Consider the following 23,758-nt stretch of genomic DNA (forward strand, 5'->3'; position numbering starts at 1 on the left):
AAGAAACAGATTATGAAAATAGAACATTTAGAAGAGCGCGTTAATGACTATAGAAAATCTATTAAAACAGTTGTTGATAAAAAGACACAATGGGAAAATAGTACTAAAAAATTAATAATTAAGACCTTAAAAAATACTGCTAAAAATTATAGTATAGGTTGGAAAGTACAAGAACTCAATTGGATTTACAACAATGAAGCTGTAAATATTATATTTGATTCTTTTCCTTCAGATCTTATTGATTGTACAAATAAGATTCCTGCATATCAATTTATACAAGGAGGCGCATTAGTTTTTTCACAATCTTATAGTGGAGATGTGTATGTGTTGGTTCTTTTTCCTTTTGTAGATCAATTACAATTAGAAAACACTAGCTTAGATCTTGGAGTCTATAATCCTACAGAAATTACAGTGAAACTTATTGTTGAAAAAGTAGACGAGTTTTTAAAAGAAATGATAAAATGGGAAGTTCCATCTTATAGAGCCAAGTTAGGTTTTCAACATAATGTAGATATATAATTTTTATAGACACTATCTTAAAAACGGTGAAAGTTTAAGAATATTTTCTTGTAATTTCTTTACCCGTCATTTCATCAATAGTTATTTTAAATATAATAGGAATCTTTTGAGTATTTACTTTATGTGAAAAATCGCTAATACAATCTAAGTTTTTTTCTTCTTTTCTTAAGATAAGATTTTTAATACCCTTTGTAAATTCATGTAAATATTTTTTTGCTTCAGAGCCAGAAAATTCTTTATAAAGACCATGAACCAAAACAGAATTGCAGTTATCATTGTTTTCTTTTTCTGAAACATGTAGAGAAACTTTTCTGTATTTTCTCATCGACATTGTTTTGTGTCCATTTTCTGAATAACCAATAATAATATGATTTTCCTTATCAAAATAATAAGTCATTGGTACAATAAAAGGTCTGCCAATATAAATATAACCAAGTTGACCTACATAATTATTTGCTAATAGGTTTACACATTTATTGTCTTTTAAATCAGTTATCATAGTGCAATTTTTAGGTAAAATGAGTTGCTAAGATATTTTTAATACAATAAAATAAAAATGATGTAGATCAGTTTGGTAAATTTATTTTTTCAGTAACTCAAATACTGTAATTTCTGGTCTCATTCCTAATCTACCAGGAAAACCATGCCAACCTAAACCACGATTAACGTATAAATACTGTTCATTTTTATGATACAATCCTGCCCAATGTTTGTATTTGTATTTAATAGGGCTCCATTTCATTTTTTTATATTGAAAACCAGCTTGCATTCCATGTGTATGACCAGAAAGGGTTAATGAAATAGTTGTTTTCTGTATAACTTCTTCTGTCCAATGTGAAGGGTCGTGAGATAATAATACTTTAAAAGGAATTGCTGCAACATTATTTAGCGCTTTGTTTAGGTTTCCATATTGTTTAAAAGGTGGTTTTCCCCAATTTTCAACTCCAATTATTGCTATTTTTTGTTGATTTAACTCAATTATTTCAGATTGATTTAACAAAAGTTTGAAATCAATATTTTTATAAAATCGTTTTATTTTTTCAAAATTATCTTGCTTTTCTTCTGTAGAATTCCATTGACTATAATCTCCATAATCATGATTCCCTAAAACTGAATATTTACCTTGTTTTGCTTCTAATTTTTCGAATACTTTTTTCCAACCTCTTAATTCCCAAGCATAATTATTAACCAAATCTCCAGTAAAAAATATAAAGTCTGGTTTAGAATCGTTAATTATTTTAATAGCTTTATCTAAAATGCGATACTTAAAATTAAAACTACCTAAATGAAGATCTGATATTTGAACAATTTTTAAGCCGTTAAAAGAAGTTGGTAGGTTTTTAAATCTAATAGTAACATGATGTACTTTAAATCTGTATAAAGACCTAAAAACACCATACATAATTACAAAAAAGGGAAGAAACCCAGAAAACAAACCAATAACTGGAACAATAATTAATGATTCTTGTTCCGAAAAGACATAGTTAGAAAAAAACAGTATTGAAATTACAACAACAAATATAAATTTAGGAACAAAAGAAGAAATAGTTAATCCGTATAAAGAAGAAACTAATAGGTGTTTTCTCTTTGGATTTATATCATCTAAAGTAACTTTAAGAATTATTATTAAGGCGATTAAACCAATCGTAAAAATCCAGAAAATTACATTTATTGTAGTTTTTAGAATTTCTGAAGTGATCAATTGTGTAATAGATTGTAGCCAATAAAAAGCTAAAGTATCTACAATGAAAATTGCGAAACACAATAGTGAAATTGTAAATAAAGAGTAGCTTTTCATAAGAGATTACTTTAGTTTTCTTCGTTTATCCTTAAAAGCCCAAAAAATACTTTTTACATCAGAAACCCAATTTTTATACATAAATATTAAAGAAATTTCTTCTATAGTTTCTAAAATCCCTATAACAATCATTATATAAAATAATGAATATTCAGGATTAAAAAATAAAGACCAAAGAATAAATGCACTTTGCAAAACAGCAGATGTTTTTGCTAAATAGGTATGAAAAGCAGTCGCTTTTCCATATTTTAGAAATGCTATTATCATTTGAAAAATATAAGGGATAAATGCAATTAATATTAATGTAATATTTGTTTTTATGAATTCTTTTTCAAAAGAAAATAAACCAATAAGTCCAATAATTAAAGTTATTTGATCGCCAAAAGAATCTAATTGAGAACCTCTTGCACTTGTAATTTTTAGTTTTCTGGCCAAATAACCATCAATTGCATCTGTTAAATAACTAATTAATAAAAAACATGTAAAAACTAACTGAGCATCAAACCAAATTAAGAGTAGTAAAAATGGAGCTGCAAAAATTCTATAAAAAGAAAACCAATCTGCAATGTTAAAATTTTTAAAAGCTAGCATTTTTGTTTTTTTTGATAAAAATAGGAGATATTATTCTTTTGGAAAATGACAAACATCACTTCAAAAGCTTGATTTACATTTTTTCGAAATTCATGAAATTCGTAAATAAAATCAAGAATTAATCTTCATAAAAACGTAATTTATTTTTTAATATTAGAATTTCGTCTTGCAAAGAGGTTACTTGTTTTAAAAGCCCAGAAATTACATCAACTCCTTCTAAATTTATATTGAGATCATAATGTAAACGAATTATTTTTTCTACTTTATTAATCTGCGTTATTTTTATATAATCTTCATTGTCTTCTACAATAGTTTCTATTAATTCGTATTCTTTTAATTCGTTCATAAAATGAATAGGAATACTATAATGTTCACAAAAACGCTGTATAGATATTAAATTTTGAGTTTCCATAATTAGCGTAGTTTTTGTAATTCTTTAATTAATTCTATTTCTTTTTCGGTTAATTTGGTAGGAATTTTAAGTTGATATGTTATATACAAATCACCAAACTGACCTTCTTTTTTGTATTTAGGAAAACCTTTGCCTTTTAACTTAACTTTAGCTCCGTTTTCTGTTTCTGGCTTAATTGTAAGTTTCACTTTTCCATCAAAAGTATCAACCATTAATTCTCCTCCCAATAAAGCAGTATATAAATCTAAATCTATTGTTTGGTGTAAGTTGTTATGGTCTCTTTTAAATTTTGTGTTGTTTATTATTGAAAACTGAATGTATAAATCTCCATTCGGACCATTATTTACACCTTTTCCTCCATGACCTTTTATTTTAATAGTTTGCCCGTTTTCTACTCCTGCAGGAATTGTAATTCTAATATTTTTTCCATTAACAGTAATAACTTGTTTTTGAGTTTTGTAAACATCTTTTAAACTTAATTGAATCTCAGAGTTGTAATCTTGCCCTCTAAACCTAGCGTTTGTTCTTCTTCCGGATGAAGCACCTCCAAATATGTCTCCAAATATGTCAGAAAAATCTTCTTGAGAATATCCACCAGAAGAACCTTGTGAGCTTCTTTGATATTGTTGTTGCCGTTGTTTTTCTTGTTCATAAGCCTCTCCATTTTTCCAATGCTCACCGTATTTATCGTATTTCTTACGGTTTTCTGGATTGCTTAAAACTTCATTTGCTTCATTAATTTCTTTAAATTTTTTTTCAGCAGTTTTATTATTTGGGTTTAAATCTGGATGGTATTTTCGCGCCATTTTTCTGTAGGCTTTTTTAATATCACCCTCAGAAGCACTTTTAGTAATTCCTAATATTTTATAATAATCTACAGATGCCATTGATTAAGTTATTTTATTATTTTAATCATTAATTTATTATCTTTTCCTACAATAGAATATAAATTTTTTTCAATAAGTTTACTGTATATTTTTGGAGGTTTACTTAAATATTCTTTTAAAAGTAGAAGACCTTTTGGTTCATTTAAGCTATGTTTAATTACACCAGATTTATTAATTAAAACTTCTGTAGTTTCATATCGTACAACATGTTTTTTTAATACATCATTTTCACCTAAAGGTTCTTTGTATAGCTTAATTACTATTGCAAACTCTGTATAAAAATTAGTTGCATTTAAAAACCGAGGTTTAATTACTGTTTTCCCAGAGGTATCAATAAATCCAAAATAAGAGATTCCATCTTTTATTTCTGAAATTAAACATCTTTTATTTATAAAAATAGGATACTTTTTATTGTCTGTTTCTGTTAAAACTAAGTCATCTCTAAAGTTGATAACAATGTCTCCTTTATGGTTGATAAATGCCCATTGATCTCCTTTTTGTACTGCAGAATAACCTTCATTAAAAGGAGAAATATAATCAAGTTTATCAGTGATTTGAGAAAATCCTAAAAAAGGAATTAGAATAAATAATAGTACAACTTTCTTCATGACTAAAATATTTTAAGTTTAAATCTTGTAATTATCGTGCAATAAGAGGTATAGAGGACTACTTTTTTGAGTAGAGTTTTCTGGTTGATTTTATTATCAACTACAGTAGCGTTATGGTAATAACTATTTACTTTTTAAATTCAATACTAAGTCTTGCAACTAGCATTAATTCCGATTTATTTAAATCGGCAACAGAAGCAGCTATCTTTGTAGCTGTTTGTAGAATAAGACTTTTAATACTTTTTGTAAACAAAGAAGGATGCTCGTTTTTAAACTCTAAAAACTCATTATAACAAGTTTCAGAATTAGAAAAACCTTCATTATTTAACCAATCAAAAACGGTTTCTATTTTATATGCTGCATCAGAATGAAAATCATCATCAATAGAATCAATTTTAGTCCATTTATTTTTTACTATTTCTTTTAAAACATTAAATTCAATTTCTTCAACAACATTATCTGCTGCAGCTACTGCATAAAATAATTTACCAAGATTTTCATAAAAAGAAATAACTGTATTTTGTGAAGGTTTCATAACCTTATGAATTTATGAATATGAGTAAAGTTAAAATATTAGATGTTATTAAATTATGACTTAAGTCATAAATAACCACATTTTTTACATAAAATGTAGTATTTTTAAATCCTTATTTAACCCAATAATTTATTACCAAAATGCTAAATAAAGAGCAAGATATTTTTAACGTACTTTTTGAAGCAGTCTCTGAAGGTGTTGTGGTTGTTGATGATCAGCAAAAAATAGTTTCTGTAAATACTTCTGTAGAAAAAATGTTTGGTTATGAGAAAGATGAACTTGTTAAACAAAAATTAGATATTTTAATTCCTAAAAATTATCATGCTGGTCATGGAGCTCATTTTAATGGGTTTATGAAAAATAAGGAAAAAAGGCAGATGGGAAATGGGAGAGATCTTTATGGTGCTCGAAAAAACGGAGATGTTTTTCCTTTAGAAGCAGGTTTAAATCCGTTTGAAATTTACGGAAAAACGTTTGTAATGGCTTTAGTTATAGATATTTCTGTTAGAAAACAACAAGAACAAGAAATCTATAAATTAAATGAAGAGCTAGAAAAGAAGGTTAATGAAAGAACAAAAGAGTTAAGTAAAACCGTTAATGAGTTAAAGGTTGTAAATGTTGAGTTAGATGAAGAAAACCAAAAAAGAATTGAAGCGGAGAATCAAATAAAAGATGCTCTAAAGAAAGAAAAAGAATTGAATGAATTAAAGACAAAGTTTTTGTCGTTAGTTTCTCATGAATTTAAGACACCTTTAAGTGGTATTTTAACATCTACAATGTTGTTGGGTAAGTATAAATTAGCGGAACAACAAGAAAAAAGAGATAAGCATTTAGAAACTATTACCAATAAAGTTCATTATTTAAATAATATTCTAAATGACTTTTTATCTGTCGAAAAATTAGAAACAGGTAAAATAAATTATAAATTTCAAACATTTAAACTAAGTAAAGTTGTAGATGAGGTAATTTATAATGCAAATATGCTTTTAAAAGGAGGACAAAGAATTAAATATCCAGAGGATATAGGCGAACTTTCTTTAACGCAAGATGAAAAAACAATAGAACTAGCTTTATCTAATTTAGTAAATAATGCTATTAAATATTCGCCAGAAAATACAGAGATTAACATCAACATACAACAAGATAATAAGTTTACTACTTTTAAGATTATAGATAAAGGAATTGGAATTCCGAAAGCAGATCAGAAAAATATATTTAATCGTTATTTTAGAGCAGAAAATGCTTTATTAAGTCAAGGAACAGGAATTGGTTTAAATATTATTAAAAGCCATTTAGAAAATTTAGGAGGAACTATTACCTTTGAAAGCGAAGAGAATGTAGGTTCTACTTTTACGATGAAGATTATTAATAAAGCAAAATGAGAAAAATACTATTAATTGAGGATGATGTAGTTTTAAGAGAAAACACTTCAGAACTTTTAGAATTATCAAACTACGAGGTTGTTAATGCACCCAATGGTAAAATTGGTGTAGAAGTAGCAAAAGAAACATTGCCAGACATTATTGTTTGTGATATTATGATGCCAGAACTAGATGGTTATGGTGTGCTAGAAGCTTTAACTAAAAACGAAAGTACCCAACATATTCCTTTTATATTTTTATCTGCAAAAACAGAAAGAAAAGATGTTAGAAAAGGAATGGATTTAGGAGCTGATGACTATATAACGAAACCTTTTAGCGAAGACGAATTGATAAGCGCTATAGAAAGTAGGTTAGCAAAAGCATCCATCCTAAAAGATCTTAGAGAAAAAAAAGACGAAAATAAAGAAGATACAGAAGCCTTAAGAAGTCTTAATGATTTAAAAAATTATTTTGAAGATAATGGAGAAACTTTTCGTTATGCTAAAGAAACAAGTATATATAAAGAAGGTAAAAACTCTAATTATATTTATTTAATAACTAGTGGACTCATAAAATGCCATAAGTTAGACGAGCAAGGAAAACAACTTACTACTGCTTTGTATAAAGAAGACGATCTGTTTGGTTACACATCTTTTAGTCAAAATTTAGCGTATCAAGAATCTGCAACTACAATTCAGGAAACAGAATTAGTAGGTCTTTCTAAAAAAGCACTAACAAACGTTTTAGATAAAAACCATAAAGTAACTTTAGAATTAATAGAGTTGTTAACAGAAGATTTGGCAATTGTAAAAGACCAACTTTTACAAATGGCTTATAGTTCTGTAAGTAAAAAGACAGCAAATACAATTTTAATGTTTGCAGAAAAACTAAATCGAAAACCAGAAGAGCAAATAAAAATTTCTAGAAACGATTTAGCTAGTGTTGCTGGTATTGCAACAGAAACATTAATTAGAACAATGTCTAGCTTTAAAAAACAAGGTATCATTGAGATTGAAGGCAGAACTATTAGAATTTTAGACCTAGAAAAACTAAAAGAAATCTGCTGATATTGATATAATTACGGTCGATATGACCAATATCATTTTTTAAAATGCCCTATAACTATAAATTTGTCTATTACAAAGATGAATTTTAATGAAAACTATTTTATTACCTACAGACTTTTCAGACAATTCTTGGAATGCTATTGAGTACGCTTTAAATTTTTATAAAGACTCAGTTTGCAATTTTTATTTATTACATGTACTTAGATTAAGTAATGCTGTAACAGAAGATTATTTATATTCTTCTGCTCAAGATGTTCTTGTTGATACAGATGTGCAACAAGCCAAAAAGCAATTAAAAACAATTCTAAAGAAAATATCAGAAAAATTTCCTAATAGTAAAAAACATAAATTTTACACCTTAGCAGATAGCAATTTCTTTATTGAATCTATAAGAAAACATATAGAAGAAAAAAAAGTTGATGTAATTGTTATGGGAACAAAAGGAGCAAGTGGATTAAGTAAATTCATTATTGGTAGTAATACAGGAGATGTTATTACTCAAGTAAAATGTACAACGTTGGTTGTGCCTGAAAATGCAAAATTTAATAAGATAGAAGAGGTAGCGTTTCCTACAGATTTTTCATTATCTAATGGTTTACATGTTTTACAACCGATAACAGAAATATTAGATAAAAATAAAGCGTGTTTAAAAATATTAAATATTACTAAAAAATCTTCTAAATTAAACCCTCAACAACAAAAAAGCAAAGAATTACTAGAAGATTATTTTTATAATTACTCACATAGTTTTCATTTTTTAACAAACAAAAAAGTAGAAGATGCTGTACAGGGTTTTGTTAAAAACAGAAATATCAATATGATTGCCATGGTAGCAAAAAACCTTAATTATTTTCAACAAATACTATTTCACAATAAAGTTGAAGAAATTAGTTATCATACAGATATTCCATTTTTGGTACTACATGAATAAAAACAATAAGTTATGGATAATTCAATTTTTTTAGCAAAGTTTTGGGGATATTATTTACTTATTTTTTTCGTTATACTGAGTTTTAATCCCAAGAGAATAAGACAAATATTTAATGATTTAGAGGATCAAAAATTTCTAATCATTTTATCATTTTTATCAATTATTATAGGGTTGATAAATATTTTATTCCATAATATTTGGGAATCTAATTGGAAACTTATAATTACATTAATTGGTTGGATTGCATTGCTTATAGGGTTGTTCCTTTTTATTTTTCCGAAACAAACAATAAATTGGTTAAAATTTATAAACATAAAATTTGTACAAGTAATATATACACTACTTTTTCTGATAGGATTATACCTATTAAATATAGCTTATGCTATCGTTCTAATTTAATCAAAAAATTATTCCTCTAGGCTTCTGCCCGAGGTTTCTATTGAAATTGTCATTTCCGTAAAAACGGGAATCTATAATAACTTAAAACACCATAAAGATGAAAGTAAATATTCAGTTTGTTAACATGTCTACAAGTGAAACTATGGAAGCTTATACTTTAAGTAAGTTAGATAGTTTGGTTAAAAAATTTGATAAAATTATTAAAGCAAACGTGTTCTTTAAAAAAGAAAATGACTCTAAAGATAAAGGGGTAATTTGTGAAATAGAGTTAAGCGCACCAGGACCAAGGTTGTTTGCTTCTTCTAATGAGAAAAATTATGAACTTGCTGTAAAAAACACCATAAAAGATTTACAAATACAATTAAAAAAGAGAAAAGGAATTACAAAACCTTATATGTAAATTAAATACAGGTTTAAATATTCATTAATTAAAAAAACTTTCTTAATCTGATGAATGTCATTGTCTTATTGTAAATATAGGTGTAGCTTTAGGTACGCCTTAAATATACTTACAATGAAAAAGATATTAATTCCTATCGATTTTTCAGAAAATGCAATAAATGCTATCAATTATGCTTTTGCATTATTTAAAGATGAGTTCTGCAAGTTTTATATTTTACATGCATATCAAGAAGATATTTATTTAGGTAAACCTCCTATTACTAAAGAAGTCATTAAAGAGGTTATTAGAACTGTAGGTAAAGACTCTCAATTACAACTAAAAAACACGCTAAAGCTAATTAAGAAGCTTTCGCCAAATTCTAAACATGTGTTTAAAATTTTATCTGCCAATAACATTCTTGTTGATGAGGCAGATAAAGTTGTGGATGAAAAAAATATAGATCTCATTATTATGGGAACTCATGGTAAAACAAATGATAAAGAACGAACCTTTGGAAGCCATACTTTACAGGTTTTAAAATATGTTAAATGCCCTGTTTTGGTTATTCCAGAAAATTATTCTTATAAAAAACCAAATCATATTCTTTTTGCTACAGATTATAGCATGCCTTATCAACAAAGAGAGTTAGAGCTTTTAAATAAAATTGCTTTAGATAATAGTGCTATAGTAGATATACTCCACATTTCAGACGATAATTATTTATCTCTTAGACAAGAAGCCAACCGATCTTTTATTAAAGAAAATCTAAGAAATAGAAAGGTTCATTTTAAAATTACAAAAGATAAAAATATTGCAAACGAAATTTACTCGTACATAAAAAATTATGAAACAGATATTCTAGTTATGATAAATAGAAGACATTCTTTTTTAGAAAATATTCTATTTCAAGATAATGTAGATAAAATAAGTTTATCCATAGATATTCCTTTTTTGGCGTTACAAAATATGAGACGGAATTAATAAATTATTAAAACATATATCATGAAAAATATACTTTTACCTACCGATTTTTCAGATAATTCATGGAATGCAATTCAATATGCAATTGAATTATTTAAAGATGAAAAATGTAATTTCTTTTTACTGAATACATATACTCCAATGATTTATAATTTAGAGTATACTTCTAGGTTTGGCTTGGTTGAAGTAATGAGAGATATATCAAAAAAGAACATAAATGATATTCAGCAAAGAATTGAAAGTAAATTTAAGAATCCTAATCACAATTATAATCAAATCTCTTCATTTAACACCTTAACAAATGAGATACAACAGCTTCATGAAGGAAATGTAATGGATCTTATTGTTATGGGAACCAAAGGAGCAACTGGTTTAGGCGAAATTTTATTTGGATCTAATACTGTACATGTAATTAAAAGCGCAAAATGTCCTGTGTTAGCAATACCTAGTGATTTTATTTTTGAACCTCCGAATGAAATTTTATTTCCATCAGATTATGATGTTTCTTTTAATGAAAATCGTGTAAAGCAAATTATAGATATAGCTGTTACTCATAATTCAAGAATCAATATTTTAAATGTTTCTGATGGGTATGAATTATCTGATGAACAAGAAGAAAATAAACAAAAATTAGCCAAGTTATTCAAAAATGTTACCCATTTATTTCATAGCGTAAATAATGAAAGTGTAACAGGAGCAATTTCTGAATTTCAATTAAGTAGGCAAATTAACTTGTTAGTTATGATTAATAATAAACATTCTTTTTTCGAAAATCTATTTTTTAAATCAAAAATTAATCAAATAGGCTTTCATTTAAATACCCCTTTTTTAGTAATTCCTTCAGGGACAAAAAAGAACTAAACTGATTGAGGTCATTTTGTTTTTTTTAATCATTAGTTAATTTTATACCAGAATCTATAACAAAACAAATTATGAAACGGAGAATATTATTACCAACAGACTTTTCAAAAAATTCATGGCATGCTATAAAGTATGCTTTAGAGCTTTATAAAAATGATCATTGTAATTTTTATCTTTTAAATGTTTTTTACGCTACAGGAAATATAATGGAAAGTCTTGCTCGTTTAGAACCTGGAAGCGAGTTATACGAAGCAGCAAAATCTGAATCTGAAAAAGGCTTAAATAAAATTATTGATTTACTTGATGTACAGGGATATAATAACCCTAATCATCATATTGAAACAATTTCAACTTTTAATAACCCATTACAAGCAATTAAGAATATTGTTGAAACCAAAGATATTGAAATGATAGTAATGGGTACTAAAGGAGCAAGCAATTCTAGAGGGATAGCTTATGGAAGTACAGCAATTTATGTGATGGAAAAAGTTAGAAATTGCCCCGTAATTGTTGTTCCAAAAGAAGCAAAACATAATTTACCTAAAGAGATTGTATTTCCAACAAGTTATAAAACACATTATAAAAGACGTGAGTTAAATTATTTAATAGAAATAGCTGTAAAATGCGACGCGAAAATTGAAGTATTACATGTTTCTGAAGGAAGAAAACTAGATAAAAACCAAGAAGAGCATAAGGAAATGCTTAAAGAAATTTTTGAAGATGTACCTCATTCTTTTCACGAATTAAGTATTAATTCATTAGAGTCTGCAATTAGCATTTTTGTAGAAAGTAGAGATGCTGATATGGTTGCATTTATAAATAAAAAACATATTTTCTTTAGTAGTAAATTAACACAACCATTAGTTAAAGAAATGGGTTTTAATTCTAAAGTTCCGGTACTTGTAATGCACGATTTAAGAAACTAAAAACAGATAAGATGAAAAACATAGGAATTTGGTTAGACAAAGACAAAGCACTTATTTTTAAATTAACAGATGATATGGAAGTGTTTGAAACAATTATATCGAACATAGAAAACTTTCATATTCATGGAGGATCTGGAACACGTTTTAAAGGAGGACCTCAAGATGTAATACAGGATAGTAAATATTTAGAAAGAGAAAAGCATCAATTTAAAGCATATTTTAAAGAAATAGCTTTAGAAATAGAAAATGCAGATGGAATTCTAATTTTTGGACCAGCAGAAGCAAAAGATAAATTAAAAAAAGAATTAGAAGACTCTTATAAAGATATTAATGCAAAAGTAAAAGCTGTTCAAATAGCAGATAGTATGACAGACAATCAAGTAAAAGCATGGGTTAGAGATTTCTTTAAATCGAACTAGTTTGTTTATAATTTTTTGATTTTTAAATATGAATGATAAAGACATAGATATCATAAAATATTCTGGAGAAAAAGTAAAGTTTTCTACTAATAAGCTATATGCTTCATTAAAAAAAACGGGTGCAGAAGATGCTATTATAAATCAAATTATAGATAAAGTAAGAGACGATTTATATCAAGGTATATCAACAAAAGAAATTTATAATAGAGCCTTTTCGTTACTCAAAAAGAAGAAAAGTTATTTTGCTTCTAAATACAAACTTAAAAAAGCTATTTACGAATTAGGACCAACTGGTTTTCCTTTTGAAAGGTTTGTTGCCTCAATTTTAAAATATTCTGGATACAACATAGAAGTAGGAACAATTTTAAACGGTAAGTGTGTTGCTCACGAAATAGATGTTATTGCAAAGAAAAACAATGAAACTACAATTGTAGAATGTAAGTTTCATGGAGAGCAAGGTCTTAATTGTAACGTTAAAGTTCCTTTATACATTAACTCTCGTTATTTAGATGTGGAGGCACAATGGGATAAAAGCACAAAAAATAAAAATAAATTAATAGAATGTTGGGTGGTAACTAATACTAGATTTACAAAAGACGCATTAGCATACGGTAAATGTTGTGGTTTGTATTTATTAAGTTGGGATTACCCAAAAGATGATGCTTTAAAAGACAGAATAGATCGTTTAGGATTGTACCCAATAACAGTATCTACATTACTTACAAATAGAGAAAAACAGTTTTTATTAAATAGAAATATCGTTTTATGTAGAGAATTAATAAATGACGTTTTTTACTTAGACCATTTAGAGATTTCTACAACCAGAAAAGAAAAAATATTAAATGAAATAAAGCAGTTGTGTAACGGTAAAAATCACTAAAAATGGAACATTTTGTAAAAGTCAAATTTTTGGGAGCTTCAGGTGTTGTAACTGGCTCAAAATTTATTATTGAAACTTCAGAAAAAAATATACTTATAGATTGTGGTATGTTTCAGGGGGTTAAAGAACTTAGAGAGCTTAATTGGAAAAACTTATCTGTAAATGTAAAAGAGATTGATGTTGTATTATTAACTCATGGTCATTTAGATCATGTTGGTTATTTGCCAAGATTGGTAAAACAAGGTTTTAAAGGCAAAATTATTGGTACAGCACCAACATTAGCTATTGCTCAGATTATTTTGAATGACAGTGCTAAAATTAACGAGGAAGAAGCAGAAAAAGCAAACAAAGAGCAGTATTCTTCTCATAAACCTGCTTTACCATTTTACACAATTGAAGAAGCAGAAAAAACAATAAATCAATTTGAAGTAGAAGTAGAAAATAAGTGGATTGTTTTATCAGAAAACATTAAATATCGTTTTCAATATAATGGTCATATTATCGGCGCAACTTTTATAGAATTAGATATTAATCGAAAACGTTTTGTATTTTCTGGAGACATTGGTAGAAGTAACGATTATCTTTTAGAAGACCCAAAAACTCCTGAATGGGCAGACTATTTATTTCTTGAAAGTACCTACGGTAACAAACTGCATCCAGAAGAAGATGTTGAGCGTAAACTAGCAAATATTATTAGAGACACTATTCAGAATAAAGGAAACCTTATTATTCCGAGTTTTGCAGTAGAACGCTTGCAAACATTGATGTATATTTTATGGAAATTGTATAAGGAAAATAAGATTCCTAATATTCCAATATTTGTTGATAGCCCAATGGGAAATAGAGTTTTAGATGTTTTTAAACGCTTTCCTAATTGGCATAAGTTATCGATGGAATCGTATAATGAAATGTGTAATCACATAAATATTATTCAATCTTATAAAGAAACCTGGGAAACGATTGATAATAAAAGGTCTAAAATAGTTATTGCTGGAAGCGGAATGGTAACAGGAGGTAGAGTGTTAACTTATTTACAACAATTAATAGAAGAACCTTCTACAACTGTTTTATTAGTTGGTTATCAAGCAGAAGGAACTCGTGGAAGACAATTATTAGAAGGTGCTCATGAAATTCGTATTTATGGCAAATATTATCCTATAAAAGCAACTATTATAAGTATAGATAGTTTATCAGCTCATGCAGATCAGCAAGATTTGTTAAACTGGGTAAAAAATATTAAAAATATTCCAGAAAAAGTATTTTTAATTCATGGAGAGCCAACTGCTTTAGATGCTTTTCGAGTAAAAATAAAAGACACTTATAATTGGAATGTAGTTATCCCTAAACTAGATAGTATTGAAGAGGTGATGGTTTAATTAATACTTAATAAAATGGAGGCAAAAAACAGTTATAAATGCTTTAATGAAAATAAATCTATTGAAGAATTAAAGTATAATATGCTTCAATTTAAAACAAGAATAGAAGAAGAAATTATTGAATATAAATTTTATAAGAATCTCTTAGAGGCATCAATTTATAAATCAAAAACAATCAATTTATTTGAAAACTTAGAGAAGTATAAGAAAGGTATTAATGCCACAGAAAAAGAAGCTTTAGAGTTATTAAAAGAAATTAATTTGCACTCAAACTCAATTACAAATAAAATTGAATGCCAAGACTTGTTTTGCGATAATTTTTTTATAAAAGGTCATGATAAATTAGAAGAAAAAACTCAAAAATTCTTTATTGAATGTACCAGTTTTAAAATTCAATTATTTCAATATCTAGAAAGTGTGTTAAAAGGTTAAATTTCAAAAACAATGTAACAATCTGATATTTATCATTTTATAAATGTAAATTTAAAAGAGTAAAAGTTTCGTCTAAATTAAAAAAGTCATTATGAAAACAAAACAAGAAAATCCGAATTTTATAAAATGGTTAACTGCAGCAGATATGCACAATGATTCAAAAGAATGGCTTTTAGAGTTAGCGTTTTTAAAAGATGAATATCTGTTTTTTGTAGATTTAGTAAATTGGAATACAATTCAATTAATTGATGTTCAGGCTTATTATAAAAGTAAAAGAATCATTGATACTTTAAGTAAATTAAAAAAAACCAATGAAGAATTATATAAATTGGTTCAAAAACACGAAAATAATCTTGAAGTTTTAGTTCTTGAAATAGAGCATCCTGAAAAAGAAGAAGCCTATAAAAAGGAACATAAAGCACTCTTAATGTCGTTTAAAAATCATTTAAAAAAACACAGAGAATTAAAAGCAAATTTATTTGATATTCTAAAAAAAATTAAGAAAAATGAGAAACAAAAAAAGCTAATAGATATAGAATAAAAACACCACAAGATGAAAAAATTTCTTTTTTTACTATCGGCATTATTATTAATGAATTGTACCACTACAGAGCTTGTAGAAAGATGGAAAAACCCTACAATAGATTCACTTTCTGTAAATAAAGTGTTAATAGTTGGTATGACTTCTAATATTGAAGCTAGAAAACAATTTGAAGAAAAATTAAAAAATGAATATGAAGCTAGGGGTGTAGAAGCTGTAATGAGTTTAGAGTTATTTGAGCCAACGTTTACAGCTGAAAAGAAATCTAAGTTAGAGCTAAGAATTGTTGAGCAAATTTTAGCAACTAGTTATTTTGATGCTATCTTATTTACAAAGATTCAAGGAGTAGAAAGTAAAGTAGCTTATACAAAAACGTTTAAAAATAAAGAATATCTAGATATAAGATTTAAAGATGATTATTATAAGAATCAAGAAATTTATTATAATCCAGACTATAATAGGAAGTTTAATATTTACCATGCAGAAACCTCATTATACTGTATTTGTCCTATAAAAGAAAGAGAATTAGTTTGGAAAGGATCTATAGATATTGTTGATCCTTCTTCTATACAAGAAACTGTAGATGATTATGTGAATTTGCTGATTTTTACTTTAGAGGAAGAAAATCTTTTGAAGAAAATGGAGATAGAATAATGAACTTCTAAAATTGCTATGAAAAAGAATAATCCGATCATTTTTGGTTGGATTTTTTTTTGTTCTTTAGAAATCAAATAAAGCTAAAAATAATTATAATTGAGAAGGTTTACGTATTTCATTTCTAATTATATAGGTTGGTCTTTTTGTTAAAAGCTTCCCAAAACAACCCCATTTTGGACTTAGATAAATATTAGAAAGCATTTTTATGTAACTTACAACTTAAATTTAAACTGAATTTCATGCCAAATTACACACTTCATATTAACGGAAAACAACGTTCTGTTACAGCTGACGCAGATACACCTTTGTTATGGGTTTTAAGAGATGAGCTTAATTTAGTGGGCACAAAATTTGGATGCGGAATAGCACAATGTGGCGCTTGTACAGTTCATATAGATGGTGTTGCAACAAGAAGTTGTCAGATGCAAGTTTCTTTTTTAGATGATGTGAAAATTACTACAATAGAAGGCCTTTCTGAAGAAGGAAAGCATCCAGTACAAGAAGCTTGGAAAGAGATTGATGTCCCACAATGTGGATATTGTCAAGCAGGACAAATTATGACAGCTTCTGCCTTTTTAGAAGAGAATAAAAATCCTTCAGAAGACGAAATTAGAAAAGCTATGAATGGTAATATTTGTAGATGTGCTTCTTACAATAGAATTGAAAAAGCAGTGAAAGTTGCTGCAGAAAAAATGTCTTAAACTTTAAAACTACTTCAAGAAATGAAATCTCAAAACAAAAATAATTTTAGTAGAAGAAACTTTTTAAAGACATCTGTTTTAGCAAGTGGAGGCCTGTTAATTGGGTTTAATCTAATTACTGCATGCAAACCAGAAGCAGTAATGCCTGTTGATATTGAAAAACTAAATTTCAATGATTTTAACGCGTTTATTAAGATTTCTGATGAAGGATATGTCACTATTTTTTCTCCAAACCCAGAAATTGGTCAAGGTGTAAAAACATCGATGCCAATGATTATTGCTGAAGAATTAGATGTAGAATGGAGTAAAGTAAACGTTGTTCAAGGTGCATTAGATACAGACAATTTTAAAAGACAAATGGCTGGTGGAAGTCAATCTATACGTTTTGGATGGAAAGCTTTAAGAGAAACAGGAGCTACTACAAAACAAATGTTGATAAATGCTGCTGCGGCAAAATGGAATGTAAATGCATCAACTTGTAAAGCTTCAAAAGGAATTATAACAAACACAAAAGGAGATAAATTAGGTTATGGAGAAGTTGTAAAAGAAGCAGCTTTATTAGAGGTTCCTGAAGATGTACAACTTAAGAAAATTAAAGATTTTACAATTATAGGACAAGAAATTGTAAATGTAGATATTGATAAAATTATTACTGGAGAACCACTTTTTGGATTGGATTATAAAACAGAAGGAATGGTATATGCATCAGTTCTAAGGCCTCCAGTTTTTGGACAAGTTTTAGAATCTTTTGACGCTTCAGAAGCGAAGTCTATTAATGGTGTAATAGATGTTTTTACTATTGGTGATAAAGCAAGAAATTTTTTAGATAAAGGATATGTTAGTTGGACAGCAGTTTTAAATAATAGCGATAAAATAGTAGTTATTGCTAACTCAACTTGGGCTGCAATCAAAGCAAAAAAAGCAATTAAAGCAGTTTGGAAAGAAGAATCTGTTGCAGAAAGTACAGCATTTCATAATAAGAAGTTATTAGCAATTTTAGACAGTAAAAAACTGAACACATCTAGAGAAGATGGTACTATTGAAAAAGCTTTTAAGGAAGCTGATAAAATTATAGAAAGAACATATTCCTCTCCTTTTTTACCTCATAATTGCATGGAACCTATGAATTTTTATGCAAATGTAACATCAGATAAAATTGAGTTGGTTGGACCAACCCAAACACCAAATGAAGTTGCTAAATCTGTTGCTGTTTTATTAGATAGAAAAGTTGAAGATATTAGTGTAGAAATGACTAGAATGGGTGGCGGTTTCGGAAGAAGATTATATTCAGATTTTGCATTAGAAGTTGCAGAAATTTCAAATAAAATTAGAAAACCAGTAAAAATGATTTCTACAAGAGAAGATGATATGACTACAGGAGTCTACAAACCTTCTGTAAAATACAGGATTACTGCATCATTAAAAGATGGTAAAATTACAGGTTATCATTTAAAAGAAGCTGCAATAAATGGAAATATGTATGGTATCATTCCTGATTTTTTTCCTGCTGGATGTATTCCAAATTACAAAGTAGATTTAGGTAATTATAAAAGTAATGTTACAACGGGTGCTTGGAGAGCGCCTTATACCAACTTCTTAGCATTTGCAGAACAAAGTTTCTTTGATGAAGTAGCTAAAGAGTTAAGTATAGATCCAATTCAATTACGTTTAGATTTACTTCAAAATGTAAAAGGAACTACAGATAAAAGCATTAAGTATTCTGGACAAAGAATGGAAGACACTATTAAGTTAGTGAGAGAAAAAGCAAATTGGGGAAAAACTAAAGAAGGAACTTATCAAGGTTTTTCTGCATATTATAGTCATAATACTCATGTTGCAGAAGTTGCAGAAATTGAATTAAAAGATGGTTTTCCGGTGATTAAAAAAGTAATTGTTGCTGTAGATTGTGGAGTTGTAGTAAACCCAACAGGAGCAAGAAACCAAGTTGAAGGTGGTGTTATAGATGGAATTAGTCATGCAATGTATGCTGCTTTTACTTTTAAAGATGGAAAGCCAAAGCATAATAATTTTGACACTTATAGAATGATTAGAATGCAAGAAACGCCACAAGTTGAGGTTCATTTTGTAGAAAACGAATTATCTCCAACAGGTTTAGGAGAACCAGGTTTACCTCCTGCAGGAGGAGCTGTTGCAAATGCAATTAATACTGCTCTTGGCAAAAGAATGTATAGTCAACCTTTTGTAAAGGAGCTGAAGAAGAATAGTGTTTTGGGATAAAAAAAATTAGTTGATAAAAAATAAACATCACACAAAAGTAGTATATAAAAAAAGTTCCTTTTATCGATTTTGATAAAAGGAACTTTTTTTTTAAATGAATTGAGATAGATTAGTTTAACTCACTTGTTGTCCGTTTTTAACTTCTTTTGTAGGTTCTACGAAAGCTAATTTACCATCAGGAGTATCTGTCATTAAAATCATTCCTTGGCTTTCTACGCCTCTAATTTTTCTTGGCGCTAAGTTTACTAAAACAGAAACTTGCTGACCAATAATTTCTTCTGGAGAAAAACTTTCTGCAATACCAGAAACGATGGTTCTTGTATCAATACCAACATCAACCTTTAATTTTAAAAGTTTTTTAGTTTTTGCTACTTTTTCAGCTTCTAAGATAGTACCAATTCTAATATCTAATTTTGTAAAATCATCAAATTCAATGGTTTCTTTTTGAGCCTCTACAACTTTGTTTTCTTGCTCGTTGGCAAGTTTAGTTGCTTGTAATTTTTCAATTTGAGCTTCAATCGTTTTATCTTCAATTTTAGAAAATAATAATTCAGCTTTGTTTATTTGATGAGCTCCAGGTAATAAAACGTCTTTTGTAGTTATATCTTCCCAAGACAAGTTTTCATCAACATTTAAAATACCTTTTAATTTATCTGAAGTAAAAGGTAAAAATGGTTTAGAAACTACTGCTAAAGCTGCAGAAATTTGCAAAGCAACATACATAATTGTTTTTACGCGTTCTGCATCAACTTTTATCACTTTCCAAGGCTCTTCATCAGCTAAATACTTGTTGCCAAGTCTTGCTAAGTTCATTAATTCTTGAGAAGCTTCTCTAAATCTGTATCTTTCAATTGACTTACCAATAATATTTGGAAACTCTTTTACAGCAGCTAAAACATCTTCATCTACTTCTGTAAAATCATTTGGTTCAGGTACAATTCCTTCATAATATTTGTTAGTTAAAACGACAACTCTGTTAATAAAATTACCAAAAATGGCAACTAATTCGTTGTTGTTTTTTGCCTGAAAATCTTTCCAAGTAAAATCGTTGTCTTTACTTTCTGGCGCGTTTGCTGTTAATGTATAACGTAAAACATCTTGCTGATTTGGAAATTCTTCTAAATACTCATGTAACCAAACTGCCCAATTTTTAGAAGTCGATAATTTATTTCCTTCTAAATTTAAGAATTCATTTGCTGGTACATTATCAGGTAAAATATAATCGCCATGTGCTTTTAACATCGCAGGAAAAATAATACAGTGAAAAACAATATTGTCTTTCCCTATAAAATGAACCAACTTTGTATCGTCTTTTTTCCAATAATCTTCCCAGTTTTTTCCTTCTCTTGCTGCCCATTCTTTGGTTGATGAAATGTATCCAATAGGTGCATCAAACCAAACATATAAAACTTTTCCTTCAGCATCTTTTAAAGGAACAGGAATTCCCCAATCTAAATCTCTGGTTACAGCTCTTGGTCTTAAACCATCATCTACCCAACTTTTTACTTGTCCGTAAACATTCGGTTTCCAATCTTTTTTATGACCTTCTAAAATCCATTCACGTAAAAAACCTTCGTGTTTATCTAAAGGTAAAAACCAGTGTTTTGTTTCTTTTACTGTTGGTACATTTCCTGTAATTGCAGATTTAGGGTTAATTAAATCTGTTGCGTTATGAGAAGTTCCACAATTTTCACATTGATCTCCATAACTTTCTTCAAAACCACATTTAGGACAAGTTCCTACCACAAAACGATCTGCTAAGAACTGATTTGCTTCTGCATCATACAATTGTGCAGAAACTTCTTCAATAAACTCACCATCATTATACATCTTTGTAAAGAATTCTGATGCAGTTTCATGATGAATCTTAGATGAGGTTCTTGAGTAATTATCAAAAGAAATACCAAAATCTGCAAAAGATTTTTTAATAATTCCATGATATTTATCGATAATAACTTGCGGAGAAACGCCTTCTTTTTTTGCTCTCATTGGTATGGCAGCACCATGTTCATCAGAACCAGAAATGTAAGCAACATCATTACCAGTTAAGCGTAAATAACGCGCATAAATATCTGCAGGAACGTAAACGCCTGCTAAATGCCCAATATGAATTGGACCATTTGTATAAGGTAAAGCTGCTGTAATTGTATATCTTTTTGGAGCACTCATGAGTTTCTCTTAGTTTTATGGACTGATTTTTGAAGTGCAAAAGTACAAAAAAGGGAGTTTTAATAACGATGGAATTTTGATACATTTACATTGAAATTGCTTTTAGGTTTTAAAAGTGATGTAAAAAGATGCTATTTTGAAAATAAGAACAGTTTTTATCGTTATTTTATTGATGCTATTTTCATCAATAAATGCTCAGGAAAAATTAGATTCTTTACAGCAAAAAGAGAACTCTATTGTATTTGTAGATTTAAATGTTAGTTATTTAGAAGGAACTTCGAGTAAGATTTCTGCGGGTTTAAGTATCAATTATCAATTTAAAAAAAATCTATTTTCATTTCGATTTATTCAAAATCATCAGGTTGAAACAGCTCGAGATTTTTTATTTGGTTTAATTCCTACAGATGTGGTAACAAATACATTATCTGAATATTCTTTATTATATGGAAAACGATTTATTAAAGATGATTTTTCTTATCACATTTCAGCCGGTATTTCTTATAATGATTATACAAGAGATGATAATGGTGAGATCACAACAAAAATATCTACAGGGTTTCCATTGCAAATTGGTGTAACCTGGTTTAATGCTAAAAAAGAACAATATAGAATTTTTGACCTAATTCCTGTTGGAAAACCTACTGGATTTGGAAGATCTGCTGGTATAAATTTATACGCAAATATTGGAAAGAAATCTTATATTGGTTTAGGTTTTAGTTTTGGTCTAGGATGGTATAAAAAATATAAATAATGAAAAATAAAATTGCAATTACTACTTTATTTCTGATGATTTTTTCATCACTATTTGCTCAAGAAAAAACGAATGAATTAATAAGGCCTCCTTATTTACATAAAGGAGATACAATTGCAATTGTTGCGCCTGCAGGGATTTTAAAAAACCGACAAGAAACAATCCAAAAAGCGAAAAGATTAGTAGAAGGTTGGGGTTTGTGTGTTGTTTTGGGTGATAATTTATTTAAAAACGGACATCATTTTTCAGGTTCTGATTTACAAAGAACTGCAGATTTTCAAAAAGCATTAGACAACCCAAATATTAAAGCAATTTGGGCTGCAAGAGGAGGCTATGGTTCTGTTAGAATTTTAGATAAATTGAATTACAAGAAGTTTAAGAAAAGCCCAAAATGGATTATTGGTTATTCAGATATTACTGCTTTTCACAATCATATACATAATTTAGGCGTTGAAACCATTCATGGAATGATGGCAACTAGTGTAGAGGAGAAGCCAGAAGAAATTATTAAAACAATTTCTAGTTTTAAGAAAGCGTTATTTGGTCAAGATATTTCTTATACTATTGCTTCTTCAACATACAATAAAGAAGGAATTGTAGAAGGACAATTAATAGGAGGTAACCTTGCTATTTTAACATCTATGTTGGGTTCTAAAAGCCAATTAAATACAGATGGGAAGATTCTTTTTCTTGAAGAAATTGGTGAATACAAATATTCTATTGACAGAATGTTACAAAGTTTAAAACGTGCAGGTTATTTCGAAAATGTAAACGGATTAATTATTGGGGATATTTCTTCTATTAAAAAGAATTCTACAAAATGGGGACATTCTATTGAGCAACTTATTTTAGAGGTTGTTCCTAAAAACATTCCAGTCTTGTTTGATTTTCCAGCAGGACATAAAGCAGATAATAGAGCTTTAATTTTTGGAAGAAAAGTGAAATTGTCAGTTGGCAGTATACAATCTTCGGTGATTTTTAAAAATTAAACTAAAGTTTTAACGTCGATAATTATATGCTCAATTTTTTCTGAAATTGTTTTGAGTTTTTTAGCCATAATTTCTTCTCTTTGTTTGCTATTTGACCACTGATTACCAATAATGTAAGCTAATAGGTTAATTCCTTTATATTTTGGAAGTGATAAATCAAAATCAATAGTATTTACTTTTTGTTTTATAATTGGTTTTAATTCTGATTGATTGAAAAGAGATTTAAATTTATCAACTTCAAGTTTAAAAAGTTGAAGTTCATTTTCATCAACGACTTTATCTCTAGAATACCTTAAACATTCAGTTTTTAGAAATTCTAAATATTTAATTAAAGTTTCTTCAGTCAT

27 protein-coding genes are annotated in these 23,758 nt (G+C 28.0%); 18 read left to right on the plus strand and 9 right to left on the minus strand.

What is annotated here, in order from left to right; all coding sequences use genetic code 11:
• Nucleotides 1-12 precede the first annotated feature (12 nt).
• Nucleotides 13-519: a hypothetical protein gene (locus BTO07_RS12025; RefSeq protein ID WP_087521461.1), complete on the plus strand. Its 507-nt coding sequence runs from the start codon at nucleotides 13-15 to the stop codon at nucleotides 517-519.
• Nucleotides 520-553: 34 nt separating this feature from the next.
• Here BTO07_RS12025 and BTO07_RS12030 read toward each other — a convergent pair whose 3' ends face one another.
• From BTO07_RS12030 to BTO07_RS12060, 7 genes are all read right to left on the minus strand, one after another.
• Entirely contained in the window at nucleotides 554-1,018 is a 465-nt protein-coding gene (locus BTO07_RS12030; RefSeq protein ID WP_087521462.1) for a pyridoxamine 5'-phosphate oxidase family protein, read from the minus strand.
• An 81-nt stretch (nucleotides 1,019-1,099) separates the two neighbouring features.
• On the minus strand, nucleotides 1,100-2,317 hold the full coding sequence (locus BTO07_RS12035; RefSeq protein WP_087521463.1) for a metallophosphoesterase: 1,218 nt from the start codon (nucleotides 2,315-2,317) through the stop codon (nucleotides 1,100-1,102).
• A gap of 6 nt (nucleotides 2,318-2,323) precedes the next feature.
• Entirely contained in the window at nucleotides 2,324-2,908 is a 585-nt protein-coding gene (locus BTO07_RS12040) for a CDP-alcohol phosphatidyltransferase family protein (RefSeq protein ID WP_087521464.1), read from the minus strand.
• 118 nt (nucleotides 2,909-3,026) lie between these two features.
• A complete protein-coding gene (locus BTO07_RS12045; protein WP_087521465.1) occupies nucleotides 3,027-3,320 on the minus strand; it encodes a chaperone modulator CbpM in 294 nt (97 codons plus the stop codon).
• Between the two features lie 2 nt (nucleotides 3,321-3,322).
• A complete protein-coding gene (locus BTO07_RS12050) occupies nucleotides 3,323-4,207 on the minus strand; it encodes a DnaJ C-terminal domain-containing protein (protein WP_087521466.1) in 885 nt (294 codons plus the stop codon).
• Between the two features lie 8 nt (nucleotides 4,208-4,215).
• Nucleotides 4,216-4,815, minus strand: coding sequence for a WG repeat-containing protein (locus BTO07_RS12055; RefSeq protein ID WP_087521467.1), 600 nt, complete (start codon nucleotides 4,813-4,815; stop codon nucleotides 4,216-4,218).
• A gap of 127 nt (nucleotides 4,816-4,942) precedes the next feature.
• The gene (locus BTO07_RS12060; protein ID WP_087521468.1) at nucleotides 4,943-5,350 is read right to left on the minus strand and encodes a hypothetical protein; all 408 of its coding nucleotides are present in this window, start codon (nucleotides 5,348-5,350) and stop codon (nucleotides 4,943-4,945) included.
• Nucleotides 5,351-5,490: 140 nt separating this feature from the next.
• On the opposite strand from BTO07_RS12060, the gene BTO07_RS12065 reads away from it, so the two are divergent.
• The 15 genes from BTO07_RS12065 (at nucleotide 5,491) to BTO07_RS12140 (ending at nucleotide 19,502) form a co-directional block, all read left to right on the plus strand.
• Nucleotides 5,491-6,732, plus strand: a complete 1,242-nt coding sequence (locus BTO07_RS12065) for a PAS domain-containing sensor histidine kinase (protein WP_087521469.1) — start codon at nucleotides 5,491-5,493, stop codon at nucleotides 6,730-6,732.
• Entirely contained in the window at nucleotides 6,729-7,778 is a 1,050-nt protein-coding gene (locus BTO07_RS12070) for a response regulator (protein WP_087521470.1), read from the plus strand. The genes BTO07_RS12065 and BTO07_RS12070 overlap by 4 nt, the downstream gene beginning before the upstream one ends.
• Nucleotides 7,779-7,866: 88 nt before the next feature.
• Nucleotides 7,867-8,709, plus strand: coding sequence for a universal stress protein (locus BTO07_RS12075; protein WP_087521471.1), 843 nt, complete (start codon nucleotides 7,867-7,869; stop codon nucleotides 8,707-8,709).
• A gap of 496 nt (nucleotides 8,710-9,205) precedes the next feature.
• The gene (locus BTO07_RS12085) at nucleotides 9,206-9,508 is read left to right on the plus strand and encodes an HPF/RaiA family ribosome-associated protein (protein WP_087521473.1); all 303 of its coding nucleotides are present in this window, start codon (nucleotides 9,206-9,208) and stop codon (nucleotides 9,506-9,508) included.
• Between the two features lie 114 nt (nucleotides 9,509-9,622).
• On the plus strand, nucleotides 9,623-10,471 hold the full coding sequence (locus BTO07_RS12090; protein WP_087521474.1) for a universal stress protein: 849 nt from the start codon (nucleotides 9,623-9,625) through the stop codon (nucleotides 10,469-10,471).
• Nucleotides 10,472-10,492: 21 nt separating this feature from the next.
• Nucleotides 10,493-11,332 carry a universal stress protein gene (locus BTO07_RS12095; protein ID WP_087521475.1) on the plus strand — a complete coding sequence of 280 codons (840 nt, stop codon included), beginning with the start codon at nucleotides 10,493-10,495 and terminating at the stop codon, nucleotides 11,330-11,332.
• A gap of 71 nt (nucleotides 11,333-11,403) precedes the next feature.
• Entirely contained in the window at nucleotides 11,404-12,258 is an 855-nt protein-coding gene (locus BTO07_RS12100) for a universal stress protein (protein ID WP_087521476.1), read from the plus strand.
• Between the two features lie 11 nt (nucleotides 12,259-12,269).
• The gene (locus BTO07_RS12105; protein ID WP_087521477.1) at nucleotides 12,270-12,677 is read left to right on the plus strand and encodes a hypothetical protein; all 408 of its coding nucleotides are present in this window, start codon (nucleotides 12,270-12,272) and stop codon (nucleotides 12,675-12,677) included.
• 28 nt (nucleotides 12,678-12,705) lie between these two features.
• On the plus strand, nucleotides 12,706-13,557 hold the full coding sequence (locus tag BTO07_RS12110; protein WP_087521478.1) for an ATP cone domain-containing protein: 852 nt from the start codon (nucleotides 12,706-12,708) through the stop codon (nucleotides 13,555-13,557).
• A gap of 2 nt (nucleotides 13,558-13,559) precedes the next feature.
• Nucleotides 13,560-14,933 carry an MBL fold metallo-hydrolase RNA specificity domain-containing protein gene (locus BTO07_RS12115; protein ID WP_087521479.1) on the plus strand — a complete coding sequence of 458 codons (1,374 nt, stop codon included), beginning with the start codon at nucleotides 13,560-13,562 and terminating at the stop codon, nucleotides 14,931-14,933.
• 15 nt (nucleotides 14,934-14,948) lie between these two features.
• Nucleotides 14,949-15,365 (plus strand): hypothetical protein, encoded by a 417-nt coding sequence (locus tag BTO07_RS12120; RefSeq protein ID WP_087521480.1) that lies wholly within the window; start codon nucleotides 14,949-14,951, stop codon nucleotides 15,363-15,365.
• Nucleotides 15,366-15,456: 91 nt separating this feature from the next.
• Nucleotides 15,457-15,906 carry a hypothetical protein gene (locus BTO07_RS12125; protein ID WP_087521481.1) on the plus strand — a complete coding sequence of 150 codons (450 nt, stop codon included), beginning with the start codon at nucleotides 15,457-15,459 and terminating at the stop codon, nucleotides 15,904-15,906.
• 12 nt (nucleotides 15,907-15,918) lie between these two features.
• Nucleotides 15,919-16,560 carry a hypothetical protein gene (locus BTO07_RS12130; protein ID WP_087521482.1) on the plus strand — a complete coding sequence of 214 codons (642 nt, stop codon included), beginning with the start codon at nucleotides 15,919-15,921 and terminating at the stop codon, nucleotides 16,558-16,560.
• Nucleotides 16,561-16,802: 242 nt separating this feature from the next.
• Entirely contained in the window at nucleotides 16,803-17,264 is a 462-nt protein-coding gene (locus BTO07_RS12135) for a (2Fe-2S)-binding protein (RefSeq protein ID WP_087521483.1), read from the plus strand.
• Between the two features lie 21 nt (nucleotides 17,265-17,285).
• Nucleotides 17,286-19,502 carry a xanthine dehydrogenase family protein molybdopterin-binding subunit gene (locus tag BTO07_RS12140; protein WP_087521484.1) on the plus strand — a complete coding sequence of 739 codons (2,217 nt, stop codon included), beginning with the start codon at nucleotides 17,286-17,288 and terminating at the stop codon, nucleotides 19,500-19,502.
• A gap of 114 nt (nucleotides 19,503-19,616) precedes the next feature.
• On the opposite strand, the gene metG is transcribed toward BTO07_RS12140, so the two are convergent.
• Entirely contained in the window at nucleotides 19,617-21,671 is a 2,055-nt protein-coding gene (gene metG / locus BTO07_RS12145; RefSeq protein WP_087521485.1) for a methionine--tRNA ligase, read from the minus strand.
• A gap of 136 nt (nucleotides 21,672-21,807) precedes the next feature.
• Between metG and BTO07_RS12150 the strand changes: the two genes are divergently transcribed.
• Together BTO07_RS12150 and BTO07_RS12155 are read left to right on the plus strand one after the other, a co-directional pair.
• A complete protein-coding gene (locus BTO07_RS12150; RefSeq protein WP_232457025.1) occupies nucleotides 21,808-22,422 on the plus strand; it encodes a hypothetical protein in 615 nt (204 codons plus the stop codon).
• Nucleotides 22,422-23,411, plus strand: coding sequence for a S66 peptidase family protein (locus BTO07_RS12155; RefSeq protein WP_232457026.1), 990 nt, complete (start codon nucleotides 22,422-22,424; stop codon nucleotides 23,409-23,411). The genes BTO07_RS12150 and BTO07_RS12155 overlap by 1 nt, the downstream gene beginning before the upstream one ends.
• Here BTO07_RS12155 and BTO07_RS12160 read toward each other — a convergent pair.
• Nucleotides 23,408-23,758, minus strand: a complete 351-nt coding sequence (locus BTO07_RS12160; RefSeq protein ID WP_087521487.1) for a hypothetical protein — start codon at nucleotides 23,756-23,758, stop codon at nucleotides 23,408-23,410. The two genes, BTO07_RS12155 and BTO07_RS12160, sit on opposite strands and share 4 nt — an antisense overlap.

Source organism: Polaribacter sp. SA4-12 (assembly GCF_002163675.1).
Classification (GTDB): Bacteria; Bacteroidota; Bacteroidia; order Flavobacteriales; family Flavobacteriaceae; genus Polaribacter.